The sequence below is a fragment of the Marinobacter sp. EN3 genome, from assembly GCF_000475315.1.
GTDB classification, from domain to species: domain Bacteria; phylum Pseudomonadota; class Gammaproteobacteria; order Pseudomonadales; family Oleiphilaceae; genus Marinobacter; species Marinobacter nauticus.
Genome location: NZ_AXCC01000029.1, coordinates 1 through 16,108, shown reverse-complemented (window position 1 = coordinate 16,108; position 16,108 = coordinate 1). Strand labels below are relative to the sequence as shown.

13 protein-coding genes and 3 pseudogenes are annotated in these 16,108 nt (G+C 58.2%); 5 read left to right on the top strand and 11 right to left on the bottom strand.

Annotated elements, in window-relative coordinates; genetic code table 11:
* The first annotated feature begins 90 nt into the window (after window positions 1-90).
* From Q675_RS30250 to Q675_RS30240, 3 genes are read left to right on the top strand one after another with little or no spacing between them, the layout of a single operon-like run.
* A complete protein-coding gene (locus Q675_RS30250) occupies window positions 91-630 on the top strand; it encodes a DUF4268 domain-containing protein (RefSeq protein WP_227499561.1) in 540 nt (179 codons plus the stop codon).
* A gap of 47 nt (window positions 631-677) precedes the next feature.
* A complete protein-coding gene (rhuM, locus tag Q675_RS30245; RefSeq protein ID WP_023011425.1) occupies window positions 678-1,700 on the top strand; it encodes a virulence protein RhuM/Fic/DOC family protein in 1,023 nt (340 codons plus the stop codon).
* Between the two features lie 10 nt (window positions 1,701-1,710).
* Window positions 1,711-4,890, top strand: coding sequence for a type I restriction endonuclease subunit R (locus Q675_RS30240; protein WP_023011424.1), 3,180 nt, complete (start codon window positions 1,711-1,713; stop codon window positions 4,888-4,890).
* Window positions 4,891-5,037: 147 nt separating this feature from the next.
* Here Q675_RS30240 and Q675_RS30235 read toward each other — a convergent pair whose 3' ends face one another.
* The 11 genes and pseudogenes from Q675_RS30235 to Q675_RS30195 all read right to left on the bottom strand — a co-directional run bounded on the left by Q675_RS30235 (window position 5,038) and on the right by Q675_RS30195 (window position 14,954).
* Window positions 5,038-6,192, bottom strand: a complete 1,155-nt coding sequence (locus Q675_RS30235; RefSeq protein WP_023011423.1) for a S1C family serine protease — start codon at window positions 6,190-6,192, stop codon at window positions 5,038-5,040.
* A 22-nt stretch (window positions 6,193-6,214) separates the two neighbouring features.
* A complete protein-coding gene (locus Q675_RS30230; RefSeq protein ID WP_023011422.1) occupies window positions 6,215-7,180 on the bottom strand; it encodes a zinc metalloprotease HtpX in 966 nt (321 codons plus the stop codon).
* Entirely contained in the window at window positions 7,167-7,658 is a 492-nt protein-coding gene (locus Q675_RS30225; protein WP_023011421.1) for a phosphate-starvation-inducible PsiE family protein, read from the bottom strand. The genes Q675_RS30230 and Q675_RS30225 overlap by 14 nt, the downstream gene beginning before the upstream one ends.
* Before the next feature lie 102 nt (window positions 7,659-7,760).
* On the bottom strand, window positions 7,761-10,130 hold the full coding sequence (locus tag Q675_RS30220; RefSeq protein ID WP_227499562.1) for a GGDEF domain-containing phosphodiesterase: 2,370 nt from the start codon (window positions 10,128-10,130) through the stop codon (window positions 7,761-7,763).
* A gap of 90 nt (window positions 10,131-10,220) precedes the next feature.
* Window positions 10,221-10,364, bottom strand: a pseudogene (locus Q675_RS38635) (thiol reductase thioredoxin); the annotation flags it as partial.
* Window positions 10,357-12,243 carry an ATP-dependent zinc metalloprotease FtsH gene (ftsH, locus tag Q675_RS30215; RefSeq protein ID WP_023011419.1) on the bottom strand — a complete coding sequence of 629 codons (1,887 nt, stop codon included), beginning with the start codon at window positions 12,241-12,243 and terminating at the stop codon, window positions 10,357-10,359. The gene ftsH and the pseudogene Q675_RS38635, both read right to left, overlap by 8 nt.
* Window positions 12,244-12,461: 218 nt before the next feature.
* Window positions 12,462-12,821, bottom strand: a pseudogene (locus Q675_RS30210) (Clp protease ClpC); the annotation flags it as partial.
* A gap of 95 nt (window positions 12,822-12,916) precedes the next feature.
* The gene (gene istB / locus Q675_RS30205; RefSeq protein ID WP_023011417.1) at window positions 12,917-13,672 is read right to left on the bottom strand and encodes an IS21-like element helper ATPase IstB; all 756 of its coding nucleotides are present in this window, start codon (window positions 13,670-13,672) and stop codon (window positions 12,917-12,919) included.
* A 14-nt stretch (window positions 13,673-13,686) separates the two neighbouring features.
* Window positions 13,687-14,142: a hypothetical protein gene (locus Q675_RS30200; RefSeq protein WP_227499560.1), complete on the bottom strand. Its 456-nt coding sequence runs from the start codon at window positions 14,140-14,142 to the stop codon at window positions 13,687-13,689.
* 448 nt (window positions 14,143-14,590) lie between these two features.
* The gene (locus Q675_RS38520; protein ID WP_023011415.1) at window positions 14,591-14,716 is read right to left on the bottom strand and encodes a hypothetical protein; all 126 of its coding nucleotides are present in this window, start codon (window positions 14,714-14,716) and stop codon (window positions 14,591-14,593) included.
* Window positions 14,717-14,753: 37 nt separating this feature from the next.
* Window positions 14,754-14,954, bottom strand: coding sequence for a hypothetical protein (locus Q675_RS30195; RefSeq protein ID WP_023011414.1), 201 nt, complete (start codon window positions 14,952-14,954; stop codon window positions 14,754-14,756).
* A gap of 370 nt (window positions 14,955-15,324) precedes the next feature.
* On the opposite strand from Q675_RS30195, the gene Q675_RS38220 reads away from it, so the two are divergent.
* Complete coding sequence (locus Q675_RS38220) at window positions 15,325-15,513, top strand: YhfG family protein (RefSeq protein ID WP_152525364.1); 189 nt, start codon at window positions 15,325-15,327, stop codon at window positions 15,511-15,513.
* A pseudogene (locus tag Q675_RS30190) lies at window positions 15,506-16,108 on the top strand (putative adenosine monophosphate-protein transferase Fic); the annotation flags it as partial. The gene Q675_RS38220 and the pseudogene Q675_RS30190, both read left to right, overlap by 8 nt.

Genomic DNA, 16,108 nt, shown 5'->3' with positions numbered 1-16,108 from the left:
AGGTGACGCCCTACCAGGCCGGTGCAGAGCTGTTCCTGAACGTGGAGCAGATCATCCCCCCCCCCGGAAGCCTCGGACTTTATGATTGGCATGATGGCCAAGGAGGCCGAGGAAAAGAGCGCCAGCAATGAACAAAAGAGCCGGCATACGCTGCGTCTGTCTTTCTGGGAACAAACCCTGGAGGCCTTTGGCCGTAGTAACTGCTCGCTGTTTAACAACATCAGTCCAGCCAAAGATCACTGGTTAAATGCTGGCTCCGGGATCAGTGGCATGGGTTACCAGTTAATCTTTGGCAAAAATGAAGTGCGTGTTGGATTAAGTATGCAAAGCAGCCGTGCCGAGGCGAACCGCTTTGTATTTGACCGACTGCAGACCATGAAATCCCAGATTGAAACTGCTTTTGGTAACGAACTGGTATGGCTGCCCCTACCAGACAAGATTGCGTGCCGTATCCAGTATGAAAAGCCTGTCGATGGCTACAACAAGGCCAACTGGCCCGAGATGATCGAATGGTTGGTGGAGCACATGACCCGGCTGGAAAAAGCGCTGAGCGGGCCGCTGGACAAAGTGCGGCAGGAGCTGAAAACAACAAACTTCAGTAAAGAGCCGGGCACAGAGCACGATGCATAAGCCATTGACTATACTGAGCGGCTTGTAAACAACGACAAGGAACTGTCATGACTGAACAACAGGTAAGAATCTTCACCTCAACCGACGGCCAGGCGCAGCTGGAAGTGGCGCTGGATCAGGAAACCGTATGGCTCAGCCAAGTCCAGATGGCGGAGCTGTTTGGCAAAGACGTGCGAACCGTCAACGAGCACGTAGGCAATGTGTTCCAGGAGGGTGAACTGGAGAAAGAACCAACTATCCGGAAATTCCGGATAGTTCGCCAGGAGGGCAAGCGCCAGGTTCAGCGGGACATTGATCACTACAATCTGGACATGATCATCTCTGTCGGCTACCGAGTGAAATCCCAGCGTGGCGTACAATTCCGTAAATGGGCCACCCAGGTTCTCAAAGACCACTTGGTACAGGGCTACACCCTCAACCAACGCCGCCTGGAAGAACGCGGCATCGAGTTCGAGCAGGCCGTTAATCTGCTGAGCCGCACCCTCACCAATCAGGGCCTGGTATCCAATGAAGGCGAGGCTGTCGCCCGGGTAATCAGCGACTACGCCCGCTCCTGGAGCTTGCTGCAAGGCTACGACGAGCAGCAGCTGGCCGAAGTAGGTATCAAGCAGCCAGACATGCAACCGCTGGAGCTGGACGAGGCACTAGAAGCCATTGGCGAACTCAAGCAAACGCTCATGGCCAAGGGCGAGGCCACCGAGCTGTTCGGCCAGTTACGGGGTGACGGCCTGGCTTCCGCGTTGGCGACTATCGAGCAGGGCTTTGGGGATGAGCTCTTTTATCCGAACGTGGCTACCCGTGCCGCTCACCTGCTCTACTTCGTGATCAAAAACCACCCGCTAGCCGATGGCAACAAGCGCTGTGGCTCGTTTCTGTTTCTATGGTATCTGCGCCGCAACGCCGCTTTACTGGCACGGCCGGTAGAACAACTGATTAATGACAACACCCTGGTGGCCTTGGCTCTGTTGGTAGCGGAAAGCCTGCCGGATCAGAAAACCCTGATGATCCGGCTGATTGAGCATTTCCTGCTGCTGAGGGAGTCCGCCGATGTTAGAGGTGAAGGGGAATAAGGACTGAGGTATGACGGAAGATCAGCTGGAACAACAATGCCTGGAATGGTTTGCCGAAGGCGGCTGGGAGATCGCCCACGGGCCTGACCTGGCACCGGAGGGCGAAGCCCCGGAACGGGCCGATTACCGGCAGGTATTGTTGCTGGCGGATCTTGAGGCTGCGATACAGCGCATCAACCCTCACCTGCCCCAAAGCGCCGTTGAACAGGCTGTGGCCGTTGTTCGCAAACCCGAAAGCCTGGACGTGGTGATCAGCAACCGGGCCTTTCACCGCCTGTTGCTGGACGGTGTGCCGGTGGAGTACAAGCTGCCCAGAGCGAACGATAAAGAGCACGATAAGGTAGTTCACGATCAGGCCTTTCTGGTGGATTTTGGCGACCTGCCTGCCAACCGTTTCCGGGCCATCAATCAGTTCACCATTGAGGGCTCCAAACAGCTCCGCCGGCCGGATGTGATCTGCTTCATCAACGGCCTGCCCCTGGCGGTATTGGAGCTGAAAAGCCCCGGTACCGAGAACGTGAACATCTGGGACGCCTACAACCAGATCCAAACCTACAAAGACGAATGCTCCGATCTGTTCGCCTACAACGAGGCGGCGATTATCAGCGACGGCTATCTGGCCCGCGTGGGTTCCCTAACCGCCAGCCAGGAACGCTACATGCCCTGGCGCACCCTCAAGCACGAGGACGACAAGCCACTGATGGAATGGCAGCTGGAGACCATGGTGCGGGGCTTCTTCGACCGGAAGCTGTTCCTCGATTACATCCGCTACTTCGTGATCTTCGAGACGGATTCCGACAAGCTGATCAAGAAGATTGCCGGTTACCACCAGTTCCATGCGGTGCGTGAAGCGGTAAAGGCCACGGTGATTGCCGCCCAGGCACCGGAGCACGGGCATTGGGCCAAGGAGAAGCGAGCCACCTACGGTGACGAAGTTCTGCCCGGCAGCAAGAAAGCCGGCGTGGTGTGGCACACCCAGGGTTCCGGCAAGAGTATTTCCATGTGCTGTTACGCCGGCAAGCTGCTGCAACAGCCGGAGATGAACAACCCCACCCTGATTGTGGTCACCGACCGCAACGATCTGGACGGCCAGTTGTTCGCCACCTTCAGCGCCGCCCGGGAATTGTTGAAACAGGAACCGGTGCAGGCCAACGACCGGGATACGCTACGGCGCCTGCTGTCTGAGCGGGAATCCGGCGGCATCATCTTCACCACGGTACAGAAGTTCGCCCTGCTGAACGATGAATCTGGCCACCCGGTTCTGAACGACCGCCACAACATCGTGGTGATCTCAGACGAAGCCCACCGCAGCCAGTACGGCCTGAAAGCCACCCTAAAGAAAGACGGCACCTACAAGTTTGGCTACGCCCGCCACATGCGCGATGCCCTGCCTAATGCCTCGTTCATCGGCTTTACCGGCACCCCCATCGAGAGCGAAGACAAAGACACCCGGGCCGTGTTCGGCGATTACGTGTCCATCTACGACATCCAGGATGCCGTGGACGATGGCGCGACCGTGCCCATCTTCTACGAATCCCGCCTGGCCAAGCTGGACATCAACCGCGAACAGATCGAGGAGCTGTCCGATCAGGTGGAGGAAGTGGTTGAGGACGACGAAGACGTTGGCAGCCGCGAGAAAACCAAGGGCGAATGGAGCCGGCTGGAAAAGCTGGTCGGTGCCGGCCCGCGCCTGAAACAGGTGGCGAAAGACCTGGTAAACCACTTTGAAACCCGCTCCAGCACCATCGATGGCAAGGCCATGATTGTGGCCATGAGCCGGGAGATTGCGGTTCACCTCTATAACGAGATTGTCGCCCTGCGCCCGGAGTGGCACGACGACGATCCGGAGAAAGGCGCCATCAAGATTGTGATGACCGGCTCCGCCTCTGACCGCCCCCTGTTGCAGCCGCACATCCATAACAAACAGACCAAGAAGCGGTTCGAGAAGCGCTTCAAGGACATCAACGACCCGCTCAGGCTGGTGATCGTGCGGGATATGTGGCTGACCGGCTTCGATGCGCCCTGCTGTCACACCATGTATGTGGACAAGCCCATGAAGGGCCACAACCTGATGCAGGCCATTGCCCGGGTAAACCGCGTGTTCAAGGACAAGCCCGGCGGGCTGGTGGTGGATTACATCGGCATTGCCAACGAGCTTAAACAGGCTCTGAAAACCTATACAGACGCCAAGGGCAAGGGCTCCCCCACCCACAGCGCCGATGAAGCCTACGCCATCCTGCTGGAGAAGCTGGACATCATCCACGGCATGTTTGCGCCCGGCCCCAAAGGTAAGGGATTCAGCTACAGCGGATTCGAAACCGAGCCCCACAAGTATCTGGTGCCCACCGCCAACTACGTGCTCAGCCTGGAAGACGGCAAGAAGCGCTTCCTGGATACTGTGCTGGCCATGAACAAGGCCTTCTCCCTGTGCGCCACCCTGGACGAAGCCCAGGAACTTCAAAAAGAAGTGGCGTTCCTGTCGCAGGTGAAGACAGCCATCACCAAATTCACCAGTGTGGACAAGAAGCTGACCGAGGAAGAGAAGAACACCGCCCTAAAGCAGATCCTGGACAACGCGCTGGTCGCCGAAGGGGTAACCGATGTCTTCGCCCTGTGCGGCCTGGACAAGCCCAACATCGGGCTGCTCTCTGACGAGTTCCTGGAAGACGTTCGGCAGATGCCCTACAAGAACTTCGCCGTGGAGCTGCTGGAAAAGCTGCTCAAAGACGACATCAAGGCCAAAACCCGCAACAACGTAGTGCAGGAGAAGAAATACGCCGACCGCCTGCAGGAGACGTTGCGCAAATACAACAACCGGGGCATCGAAACTGCTCAGGTGATCGAAGAGCTGATCGCAATGGCCAAGCAGTTCCAGGCTGAAATGGAGCGGGATGCTGCGCTGGGCCTGAATCCGGACGAAGTGGCCTTCTACGACGCCCTGGCCAGCAATGAAAGCGCCGTGCGGGAGCTGGGCGACGAGATCCTGAAGAAGATCGCCGTGGAGATCACCGACAAGCTGCGCAAATCCACCACCGTGGACTGGCAGGTACGGGAGAGCGTGCGGGCCAAGCTTAGGATTCTGGTGCGGCGGACGTTGCAGCGGTACAAGTACCCGCCAGACAAGGCGCCAGCGGCGATTGAGTTGATTATGGAGCAGGCGGAAGCCTTATCTAACCACTGGACAAGGTGAGTAATGAATTACTATACCGAGGGATTCGAACGTAAGGTGAAACGCGGAATCGAGATCACTGCCGCCCCCTAGATCTGCCCGGCAGGGTTCTGGACGATTGGGTACGGCCACCTCTGCGACGCCGCATGAACCAGAGATTCAACTGAATCAAATCCCGGGCTGCAACTCCACCTGCACCTCTCGCGATTTGCCGGCCCGTTCCACGGACAAGAGCACCACATCGCCGACCTTCCTGTCGTCGAGCCAGGCGAGCAGGTTAGCCACATCGTCGATCGCCGTGCCGTCGATGCGAACGATGCGGTCGCCGGGCACGATGCCTTGCGGGGTAATCTCGACCCCAGCGAGCCCGGCTTTGTGTGCTGCAGAGCCGGGGGTGACACGCAGCACGAACACGCCCTTGTTTCCGGTCAGTGCAAGCAGGCGCTGATTGAGCTGTTCGTCCACCTCGATGCCAAGCGCCGGGCGGATGTACTTGCCGGACTTGATGAGTTGCGGCACTACCCGCATGACGGTGTCCACCGGCACAGCAAAACCGATCCCGGCCGAGGCGCCGGAGGGGCTGTAGATCGCCGTGTTGATGCCGATAAGCCGCCCGGCCGAATCGAGCAGGGGGCCGCCCGAGTTGCCGGGGTTAATGGCGGCATCGGTCTGGATCAGGTGATCAATAGCCGGGCCGCCCGCTTCTCCCGGTAACGAGCGGTCGAGCGCGGAGACGATGCCGGTGGTGAGCGTCCAGTCCAGGCCAAAGGGGTTGCCGATAGCAAACACTTTCTGTCCCACCTTGAGGTCGGCGCTGGTGCCGACCGGCACGGCAGGCGGGCGTTTGAAGCCGACGCCGATCTTGAGTACGGCGATGTCGTGTGCTGGGCTAGCCCCCACCAGTGCGGCCCGGTAGTCGCGGCCATCGGCGAGTTTGACGGTGGCGTCGGACGCGCCCTGGATAACATGGAAGTTGGTGACGACGTGGCCGGCGTCGTCCCAGATGAAGCCCGATCCCGTGCCACGGGGCACGGAGAAGACATTGCGCGTCCAGACGTCGCGCACCAGCTGCGCGGTGGTGATGTAGACCACCGAGGCGCGTGATTTTTCGAACAGTTCGATGGTGGCCTGTTCGTCTGCGGCCAGATCGCCACGCGGCGTGACTGTGCGCTCAGCGGCTTGGCGCGGGCTGAACCAGGCTTCGATGGCGGGCAGGAACTGCCAGAACAGCATGAGTGCGGCAACGCACGCGGTGATGAAGAGCCACCGCTGGACGAATTGATCCGGAGCTGGGCGTTGTGGGTAAGGATCGGGGTAAGCCATGACGGGGGGTCCTTTCAGTGATTTAGCGCCAAAGGCCGCTCAGGCCCCGGCGTGGTGGGCGCATCGGGGCGAGCGACCTTGGCACGAGATATTCCGTTTGGAACGGCAGGGTCTGCGATGGCTGAGGCGCCAACGCCATCAGGCGCGCGATACGATCCTCTGTCGTCGGATGCGTGCGCAACCAGGACGGTTCGGGATTGCCCCAACCGGGCAACATCCAGGCGCGCCACGAGCGGCTCACCCGCTCGATCTTCGCCAGCGCCGAGGCAAGCCCGTGCGGATCCCCCGTCAGCTCTGCGGCCATCCGGTCGGCATCGAACTCTCGCACGCGTGACAGGCCCAACTGCGCGAGCAGTGCCAGTTGCGGCGAAGCGACCAACAGCAGTAAGCCAAGCCAGTTAATTTCTACGGCACCGGCCAACAGCGCCGGAATACTGATCAGGAGCGTAATCTGACCCAGCAATGCCAGCAGGCTCGTGAGCCGGCTGATCGAATCAGCCAGACCCATGACACGCAGATCGTCTTGAGCGATGTGCGCGACCTCATGCGCCAGCACGGCTTGCAGTTCCCGGATACTCAGGCTGCGGAGCAGGCCATCAGTGAGCGCAATAGAGGCCTGGCGTCGCGAACCAGTAGCAAAAGCGTTGACGATGCCGCTGGGCACATAGTGGGGAACCGGCGTATTCGGTAATCCGGCGCGCACGGCCAACTCCCGCAACAGCGACCAAATTACGGGGGCTTCCTGGTAATGCAAGGGACGGGCGCCATAGAGGCGCAAGGTCATCGCGGAGGCGGCGACAGGTTCGATCAGCAGGGTCAATGCGCAGCTTGCCAGTGCTAGCCAAAGGCCAATCTCGCCGAACAGCAGACTGCCAGCGGTAGCCGCGATCCCCACCAGGGTCAAAACCAGCAGTACGGTTTGAAAGCGATTGAGCCAGCGGTGCCTCGACCTGGCATCGTGTCGACCGTCTAGACTATAAAGAGCCATGGTCCAATTGCTCGCTCATCCGGTCGTCGCGTTCACGCATGAGCCAATAGGTCAGACCCAAGGCCAGTATCGTCCCCGCCAGGGCGGCCACTTTGGCAGGATCAACGTCAGGGCCAAGGATGATGAACTTGCGGGCCAGTGCCAGGATCGCGATCAGAATGACGGTCTTGACCTGGATGATGCTTTCCTTACGCAGCGCCACTCTGACGATCGAATGTTTGAATTCCATCGCGATCAGGAGCGTCATGATCATGCCGAACACATTCTGGAATACCTTGTGATCCAGGGGATTGAAGGCATCGAGGACCAGCAGCGTGAAGACGATAGCGATGAGCTGGAACAGCGACACCACGATGATGACGGCAATTACCGCTGACAGAACGAGGGCGACGACCTGCTCGAAGCGCTCGTAAACCGTCATCAGCCGCCACTGGGAGCGTATCTCGTCAAGGGTCGTGTGGCCAGATTCTTTATGCATAAGCGTTGCTCTCTCTTTCGATGAAACCTTAATGGAACGGGGAGTGCGAGAAGACGACTCGATCAGCCTTTTGCACGTCAACCCTTTGTCCCGTGCATGGCATCAATCCGGCTTCTGGTCTGGCGGCAGCAATCCCAGCAAATCCGCCTGCAAATGTTGCAACTTGTCGATGCCAGCCCTCAATGCCTCGACTCGGCCGGCATTTTTCATTTCACTCAGGGTGTGCGCTAACTGCTGGATGCTCTGATGCAGGACATCGACCTGATCATCAGGGTCCTTGCCGAAGAACGTAGGGCGGCCACTTTGATCCCGCCAGTATTGGAGTGCTTCGGGTTGAGGCGGCACTTGGGTCTTACCTGACAGATAGTCGATCATCTGGGAAATCCAGACCCTGTGGTCGGCGTATGTGAACGGCACGGGCAGCGCGGAGCGACTGTCAGGCTTGAATCCCTTCCAGGATAAGGGTACCTGCCAGGTGTGTAGCCATTGCTCGAATTCATGCGCCGGCATCGGATGCCCGATGGCATAACCCTGGCCCCACTCGCATCCCATACGCAGCAGCATTTCACCATGCTGAATGGATTCAACTCCCTCCGCGATGCAGTTCCTGCCAAACGACCTTGCCAGTGCCAGTAGCGCATCCAGGATGGCGATATCGTCCGGATCCTCGAGCATGTCGCGTATAAAACCCTGGTCGATCTTGAGCAGGTGCGCGGGCAGGCGCTTCAGATAGGTCAGCGATGAATAGCCGCTGCCGAAATCGTCGAGGGCAAACCGCAATCCCATCCTCCCGCACTGGGCCATCAACTGAGACACTTGAACGAAGTCCTCCACGGCGCTGGTTTCGAGGATTTCCAGTTCAAGGTCTTGCGGCTGGGCGCCGGGATGTCGTGACAACATACCCCGTAGATGCATGATGAAGTCCGGTTGCAGCAAGTGTCGCGCACCGATATTCACGCTGATCGGGACATGTAGGCCGGCCTTGCGCCAAACTTCGATCTGGGTCAGCGCAGCCTCGATGGTCCATTCCCCCACGTCAATCCCGAGCGGATGGTTCTCAATGATGGGTATGAAGGAGGCAGGAGATAACAAGCCACGCGTCGGATGTTGCCAGCGGATCAAGGCTTCGGCGCCCAGCACCTCACCGGTGCGCATGTTGACCTTAGGTTGGTAATAAAGCAGAAACTGCCCATTGGCAAGGGCATTCGCTATGCTGTCCAATCCTTCGTGACGGGTGCGCAGCGTACCATCCTTCTCCATATCGAAAACGTGATATCGATTCTTGCCGGCTTGCTTGGCACGATACATAGCCTGATCTGCCTGCCGCAGCAGTTGGTCGGCGTCGATATCTTCGCCTTGCGGGTAATAGCTCACACCGATACTCGCGCTCACCTCGCACAGTGCGTCACCAATCGGTACGGGCTGTGCAGCCACCTCGATCAGGCGATCGAGAATCGGTACGCTGATGGAAACATCCGGCAGGTCGACCAGAACAGCGACAAACTCATCACCACCAAGGCGGGCCAAGGTATCGCCTTCGCGCAACACCTGCGTCATACGCCTGGACAGGACGGACAGCAATTTGTCGCCGACTGCGTGGCCGTGCTGGTCGTTGACCTCCTTGAATCCATCCAGATCGATGAAGACAACCGCCAGGTGCATGCCACGCCGCCGTGTCTGACAAATGGCCTGCTTAAGGCGGTCTCCAAGCAATAGTCGATTGGGTAAGCCGGTGAGCAGGTCGTAATGAGCAACGCGTTCAAGCTGTTGCTGGTTCTCCTTCAGCGCTGTGATGTCGGAAAACATGGCTGCGTAATGCTCGATATTGCCCCGCATATCCGGGACTGCACTGATCGTCAGCAGCGCGGCAAACTGACTGCCGTTCTTGCGTCGGCACCAGAGCTCTCCGTGCCAATAGTCGTGCTCACGCAGAGCCTGCCAAACGGTCAGATAGAACTCATCGTCATAGCGATTGGACTCGAGCAGACGAGGTGTCTGGCCCAATACTTCCTCCCGCGCATAACCAGTGATCACGGTAAACGCCCGGTTGACGTTGACAATATGGGCCTGAGCGTCGGTAACGAGGATGCCCTCTCCTGCGTGCGCAAAAACTTTAGCCGCAAGGCGAAGCTCTTCCGCGGTTCTTCTGCGTGAGGTGACATCATGGATATAACCGTGCCAGAGGATGCTCCCATCAGGCATGGCTTCAGGCGACGCCTCGCCTTCGACCCAGATCACCCGACCGTCTGGAAACTGCACCCGGTACTCGTCATGCCAAAGCGCGAGTGACCTCCCCGACGCCTGTATGGTTTCATGCACACGGTCGCGGTCTTCAGGATGGAGCGCAGCGAACGCAGGAGTGGCATCTTCAACAACATCCTCCGGTGCAACCCCGTATATTTCCTGTATCCTCGCACTGGCATAAGGGAAGTGCGAACTGCCGTCAGGACGAAGACGGTATTGGTAAAGCATACCGGGAACGTGGCTGGCCAACTCTTCTCGCTGTCGGCGCATAGAGTTCAGCGCCTGCTCTACCCTCGTGAGATCGGTGATGTCCTCTACCGTCGCTGTAGTCAGCTCGATGGGTTCTCCGGTGAACAGCGGGTGCTGGCACCGCCCGCAATTGGGCTTCTCTGCCAACTTGTTGGCTGGCACGCGATTGATGGATTGGCAGTGTGGGCAGACGATATGAACGCTGTCACTCATGAGGGGCTCCCTGGGACACAGAGGAAGCAATGGCTCCGGCAGTTGGACCACTGTGACATGGGGATTCGAGCTGTAGCCCTTGCGTCAGTTGGCGGATGCTGTATTCATCCAGCGTTTCCCGTGCGAGCAGTTCGCGCGCGCACCGCTCCAGCACTTCTCGGTTAATTTCGAGAATTCGGTATGCACGATCAAACACACCCATCACGATGTCACGGATGGCTTGGTCGATGCGTGCCTGAGTCGATTCGGCTACCCGGCAGCCACCCTGTACCAGTTCAGGCGCATCAAGAAAACGCGGCCGCTGTGCCTCAAAAGCAACGTACCCCAAGCCCTCATCCATGCCGAAGCGCGTAATCATGTCGCGGGCGATGTCGGTGGCCCGCGCGAGATCGTCTGAAGCCCCTGTGGACAGCTCGCCAAACACGAGCTTCTCAGCCGCGCGCCCGCCCAGGAGCACGGCGATCTTGTGCTCCAGGTCAGCACGTGTCATCAGAAATCGGTCTTCTGTGGGCCGCTGCAGGGTGTAGCCGAGTGCACCGATGCCACGCGGAACGATTGAAATCTTGTGTACCGGATCGGTGCCGGGCAGCGCCAGCGCCACCAACGCATGTCCCATCTCGTGATAGGCCACGGTTTCCCGCTCCTTCGGATTGAGCACACGGTTCTTCCTTTCCAGACCGGCCACGATGCGCTCGATGGCGGCGGTGAAGTCTTGCAGTTCCACAGCCTGCGCCTTGCGCCGCGTCGCGTTCAGCGCTGCTTCGTTCACGAGATTGGCCAGATCAGCGCCGGAAAAGCCGGTGGTCAGCGCCGCCACCTGTTCCAGATCTACACCTTGGGCCAGGGTGATCTTCTTGACATGGACCTTCAGGATATCCAGGCGACCTGTCTTGTCGGGACGGTCCACCAGCACCTGACGGTCGAAGCGACCGGCGCGAAGCAAGGCCTGATCGAGGACCTCCGGCCGGTTGGTGGCTGCAAGGATGATCAGCCCGACCGAGCTGTCGAAGCCATCCATTTCGGTGAGCAACTGGTTCAGCGTCTGCTCACGCTCGTCGTGTCCACCGATCGGTCCTCCGGCACCGCGTGCGCGACCCAAAGCATCCAGCTCATCAATGAAGATGATCGCCGGCGCCTGCGCACGCGCCTGTTCGAACAGGTCGCGCACACGGGCCGCTCCCACGCCGACAAACATCTCGACAAACTCTGATCCGGAGATGGAGAAGAAGGGCACCGCCGCCTCACCGGCCACGGCCTTGGCCAGCAATGTCTTGCCGGTGCCCGGTGGGCCGACCAGCAACACGCCCTTGGGAATGCGCGCCCCGAGCCGTCCATACTCTTGCGGATTCTTGAGGAAGTCGACGATCTCAACCAACTCCGCCTTGGCTTCATCAACGCCAGCGACATCGGCAAAGGTCACGCCAGTATTCTTCTCCATGAATACCTTTGCACGGCTCTTGCCAATGCTCAGGAAGCCCCCCATGCCCTGTTTCTCAGCGAAGCGTCTGAACAGGAAGAACCAGACCCCAAAGAAGGCTATGGCCGGCAGAATCCACGACAAGATGTCGCGCAGCCATGTGCTTTCCACCACGCGGGCATAGGGCACGTCATATTTCGACAGGCGATCTGCGAGGTCGGGTTCGACGCGGGTCGCTACGATCGTGGTCTTGCCGCGGCTGTCAGGCGCTTTCAGGCGCCCGGTGACCGTGCGATCCGACACCAGCACTTCGGCGACACGCCCCTCCGCCAGCGCCTTCTCGAAATCACTGTATGGTACGGGCTCGATCGTCTGAGCCGCCTGCCAGTAGTCCTGCAACATGAGCAACAAGAGGATCGCGACGATCCAGTAACCGATATTCCATTGATCTTTCTTCTCCATAATCGGCATCCCTCAAGAATCGAGTCGCTAAGGATTGGGTGCGAACAGACGCGCCAATCCGTTGCTCAACCGGATCGCAAGCGGCCGCACGCAGCGCGCCACCCACTGCACGAAGGCGCAATGTCCCGTCGCCTTGGTGACAGTGGCCGCGAGTGATGAAAGGGAGACTACCCGTACCAGCCCTACGCTAGAGTTGGCCACGAGAGCCTCCCGATGCATCATTTTTGCCCGCTCGACGGCTTCTTCTTGCGCGCTGTCTTGCCCGTATCGCTCTGCGGCTCTTCGGCGGTCTTGGCTTCGTCGGATTTCTCCGTCCCAACCTGGGCCTCCGGCGGCTCCTTGCGCTCGAAGCTCACGCGCTCCGCTTTCTCGTCCCAGCGTGCATTGGCGTGATCGTCCTTGCCGATGCCGCCACCGAGCATTTCCCTCGCCAGCGCGGTTTCCAACTCGCTACGAATCAATCGCTTGAGTTCACGCGCCCCAAACTCGGGCTTGTAGCCTTCTTGGGCAAAGTGGTCGATCAGCGCCTGGTCGTAAGTCAGTGTTACTCCTTGGCTGGCCGCGTTGCGCGCCACGCGCTTGCGTATTCCGGCGAACGTGACCGGTCATTCCGGGGATCGTGACCGGTTTGCACACGGCCATCACGCTGGAGTCGATTTTGTACTCTGAACGGTCACGATGGGTCAACCGATTCCGTCTTTTGTGTTTTCGCTTTTCGCAGTGATTCTCCCTTCAGATTGAGCCGGTGAGCGCCGTGCAGGAGCCGATCCAGGATGGCGTCGGCGAGCGTGGCGGAGCCGATGTAGTCGTGCCAGTGTTCGGTTGGTAACTGGCTCGCGATGAGCGTTGAGCCTCGCCCGTGCCGGTCTTCGATTACTTCCATCAGGTCTTGCCGTTGTTGTGCCGTCACCTTCTGCATGCCCCAGTCGTCCAGGATCAGCAGGTCGGTCTTCAGCAACTGGTTCATCAGCCGTGCGTAGCTGCCATCGCCGTGGGCGATGCGCACCTGCTCGAACAGGCGCGGCACGCGCAAGTAGCGAACCGAGAGCCCCTGCCGGCAGGCCTGGTTGCCCAGGGCGCAGGCCAGCCAGGTCTTGCCGCAACCGGTTGGGCCGGTGATGCACAGGTTCAGGGATTGGCGGATCCAGTCACAGCTGGCCAGGCCCGCCATGCGGGAGCGCTCCAGCCCCCGTGGATGGCGGTAATCGACGTCTTCCACGCAGGCCGCGACCCGCAACCGGGCAGCCTTCAGCAGCCGATCCAGACGGCGATTTTCACGATGTAGCACCTCCCGGTCGATCAGCAAGGCCAGGCGTTCCTCGAACGCCAGGTCGTGGGTGTCGGGCTGTGCCCGCTGCTGTTCCAGGGCATCGCACATGCCGGTCAGTTTGAGTTGGCGCAGGGTGTCGAGGGTGTTTTGAGTCAACATCAGTTTCTCCGGGATCAGTGGTAGTAGCGGGGGCCGCGAACGTTGGTGTGTACTGGCAGCTCAGTCAGTTCCGACTCCTCCTCGGCCAGGGGTAACGGGAGCTGATCCAGCCCCTGCTTCAGGATCGAGCTGATGCTCTGATAGCTGGCCGAGTTGATGGCCAGTGCTCGGCTACAGGCCTGCTCCAACCGGTCACGGCTGTAACGTCGACTCAGGTTCAATAGCCCCAGGCATGATCGGTAACCATGCTCCGGATGAGGGCGATCCTTTAGCTGTCGCTGTACCACGTCGAGCGTGGCGGGACCGATGTCCCTGGCCCAGTTCAGGAACCGCCCGGGAGACCAGTTCTGATGGGCCTGGTGGGACTTGGGCATGAGCTCGGTCAGGGTGACGAACCGGCTCTTGCCGTGGCGGGGGTGTAGCGCCACGCGCTGACCTTTATGCATGACCTCAACGGAGGTATTGGTCACCCGAACATCCAACTTCAGACGCCTCCAGAAATATCCGAATCTTCCTGTTAGCAAGCGCGGGCAGCATCATTGCAGGCGGCTTGACCGGGTTTATGCTGGGACGAAGACAGGGATAGCTGGTTGTATACGAAAACCAATTAGCCTAGTGATTTTTTTTCGGTTGGCATAAGGCGGGTCAAGAAACACGTCCTTATTCAAATTAAGTGGTGCTCGGATTGCCCGGTCGAGCGTTCGAGGTGTCGTACTTTGTTTAGGGGCAATGTTAATGCGAGGCTCTCCCCCTCTTTCCAGCGCTGAATGCCATGGGGTTCTACCCCGTTACTGCTTTGAAGCTATTCACGCCGTCCTACGCCAATAAAGAAGCCCCACACATTGGCGGGGCTTCTTTACGTATAGCTAGCAACAAAGTATCCGGACTCTTACCGAATACGGCGCGCTACATGGCAGTTTATGCCGCTTTCTTGAGCTTCTTCTTCAGGTTCTTCAGCTTGCCTTCCTGCTTGGCGATCTTCGCCTTACGGGCTTTGATTTCTTTTTTCAGGCTGGTTACTTTCTTCGTAGTTTTCTTGGCCATGATTCACTCCTGGTGTGTGATTGCTCGATTACCGCCCTCAGTCGTCCTTATGGGTTCGCACGAAGTTGCGTATGAACTTTCGCACCTCTCTGGCGGCACTGGTATCCAGCTCCTCACACAATGAAATGAATTCATCGCGCTCTGAACTGTTGATCCGAATCAGTAGCTGAGAGTCTTTTTTCCCTGCCTTTTTCTTGCGTGGCTTCAACTGCTTTTCGGAAATACTATCGGCTGCCATGGGTCATCCACTCACTGAGAACATTTTTAGTATATACATTGTATATAGAAAAGATAGGCTCAGGCGCCCAAGGTGTCGCAGTCAGATTTGGTGTTGCTTTCGAAAGCTGTTGATCTCTTCCACGACTTTGCGGGCGACCGTGCAGTTATCCGAACCTGCCTAATTGGCCTGGGCCTGGTAACGTAGAAGAATGAGAGCAAAACGATTCCAATAGGTGTAAAGCCCGCTCTGGCGGTCGATTCACTGACCCAGTCCTAATGGTAAGGTTTTGAAGAACTGATATACTGAGGTGACCGGTTGAAGCTTAAGAGCACGTATAATTTTGCTCAAACCAATCAAATTTAGCTGTCCACTATAGGGTTATTTCACGATGGCTCGAAACGCAGAAGCTAGAATGCCTTCAGACGAGCAGAGAGCCGCACATGTCCGGAAGACCAGGATGGCCAACTATCACGCCAGCATGCGCCTGGAAGGCTTTTACGTGGAGGAAGGTGCCAAAATGTCGAACAAAAAGACTTTGATCAGGAAATACAAAAAGCTGGCCATGAAGTGTGCTTGATAAGTATGGCGTCGGCAACGACAGCTACTGCTATGAAAACTCAGATGTTCTAATCAACCTTTTCGACATCAGGGATGGCGAGCTGATACACGAAGCAGAACGCGAGATCTCGAACGTCAATGCCGATACCATCGAGTTCATCCATCCCCTTATGATTTAGACTACCTCAAATCGATTCATCGTGTGCTGTTCCAGGAGATCTACTCCCGGGCCGGTGAAATAAGAACGGTTGATATCTCGAAAGCAGACACACGTTTCTGCACTGTCCGACGAATCGAAAAAGAATCGGAAAAAATCTTCGACTGCCTCAAAAATGAGGAACACCTCACTTCGCTCTCCAGGGATAAGTTGGTGGCAAAGGCCGCAGAATACTACGGCGACATCAACATGATTCATCCTTTCAGAGAAGGCAACGGACGGGCTCAAAGGATCTTCTTTGAACATCTCATCGTAAACGCTGGGTTCGACATCTCGTGGGAAGGAATAGATCCGGAGAGGTGGATTAAAGCAAACGAAGCCGCCGTGGTTTGTAACTACGCTCCCCTCGCAGATATTTTTGAGAACTGCATTGGTGTGCGTATTCCGGCGAACGTGA

Bases quoted from the DNA above. Each gene is read 5' to 3' on its own strand.
- Q675_RS30250 (WP_227499561.1), top strand. From the start codon at position 91: ATGATGGCCAAGGAGGCCGAGGAAAAGAGCGCCAGCAATGAACAAAAG.
- rhuM (WP_023011425.1), top strand. From the start codon at position 678: ATGACTGAACAACAGGTAAGAATCTTCACCTCAACCGACGGCCAGGCG.
- Q675_RS30240 (WP_023011424.1), top strand. From the start codon at position 1,711: ATGACGGAAGATCAGCTGGAACAACAATGCCTGGAATGGTTTGCCGAA.
- Q675_RS30235 (WP_023011423.1), bottom strand. From the start codon at position 6,192: ATGGCTTACCCCGATCCTTACCCACAACGCCCAGCTCCGGATCAATTC.
- Q675_RS30230 (WP_023011422.1), bottom strand. From the start codon at position 7,180: ATGGCTCTTTATAGTCTAGACGGTCGACACGATGCCAGGTCGAGGCAC.
- Q675_RS30225 (WP_023011421.1), bottom strand. From the start codon at position 7,658: ATGCATAAAGAATCTGGCCACACGACCCTTGACGAGATACGCTCCCAG.
- Q675_RS30220 (WP_227499562.1), bottom strand. From the start codon at position 10,130: ATGCTTTACCAATACCGTCTTCGTCCTGACGGCAGTTCGCACTTCCCT.
- ftsH (WP_023011419.1), bottom strand. From the start codon at position 12,243: ATGGAGAAGAAAGATCAATGGAATATCGGTTACTGGATCGTCGCGATC.
- istB (WP_023011417.1), bottom strand. From the start codon at position 13,672: ATGTTGACTCAAAACACCCTCGACACCCTGCGCCAACTCAAACTGACC.
- Q675_RS38520 (WP_023011415.1), bottom strand. From the start codon at position 14,716: ATGGCCAAGAAAACTACGAAGAAAGTAACCAGCCTGAAAAAAGAAATC.
- Q675_RS30195 (WP_023011414.1), bottom strand. From the start codon at position 14,954: ATGGCAGCCGATAGTATTTCCGAAAAGCAGTTGAAGCCACGCAAGAAA.
- Q675_RS38220 (WP_152525364.1), top strand. From the start codon at position 15,325: ATGGCTCGAAACGCAGAAGCTAGAATGCCTTCAGACGAGCAGAGAGCC.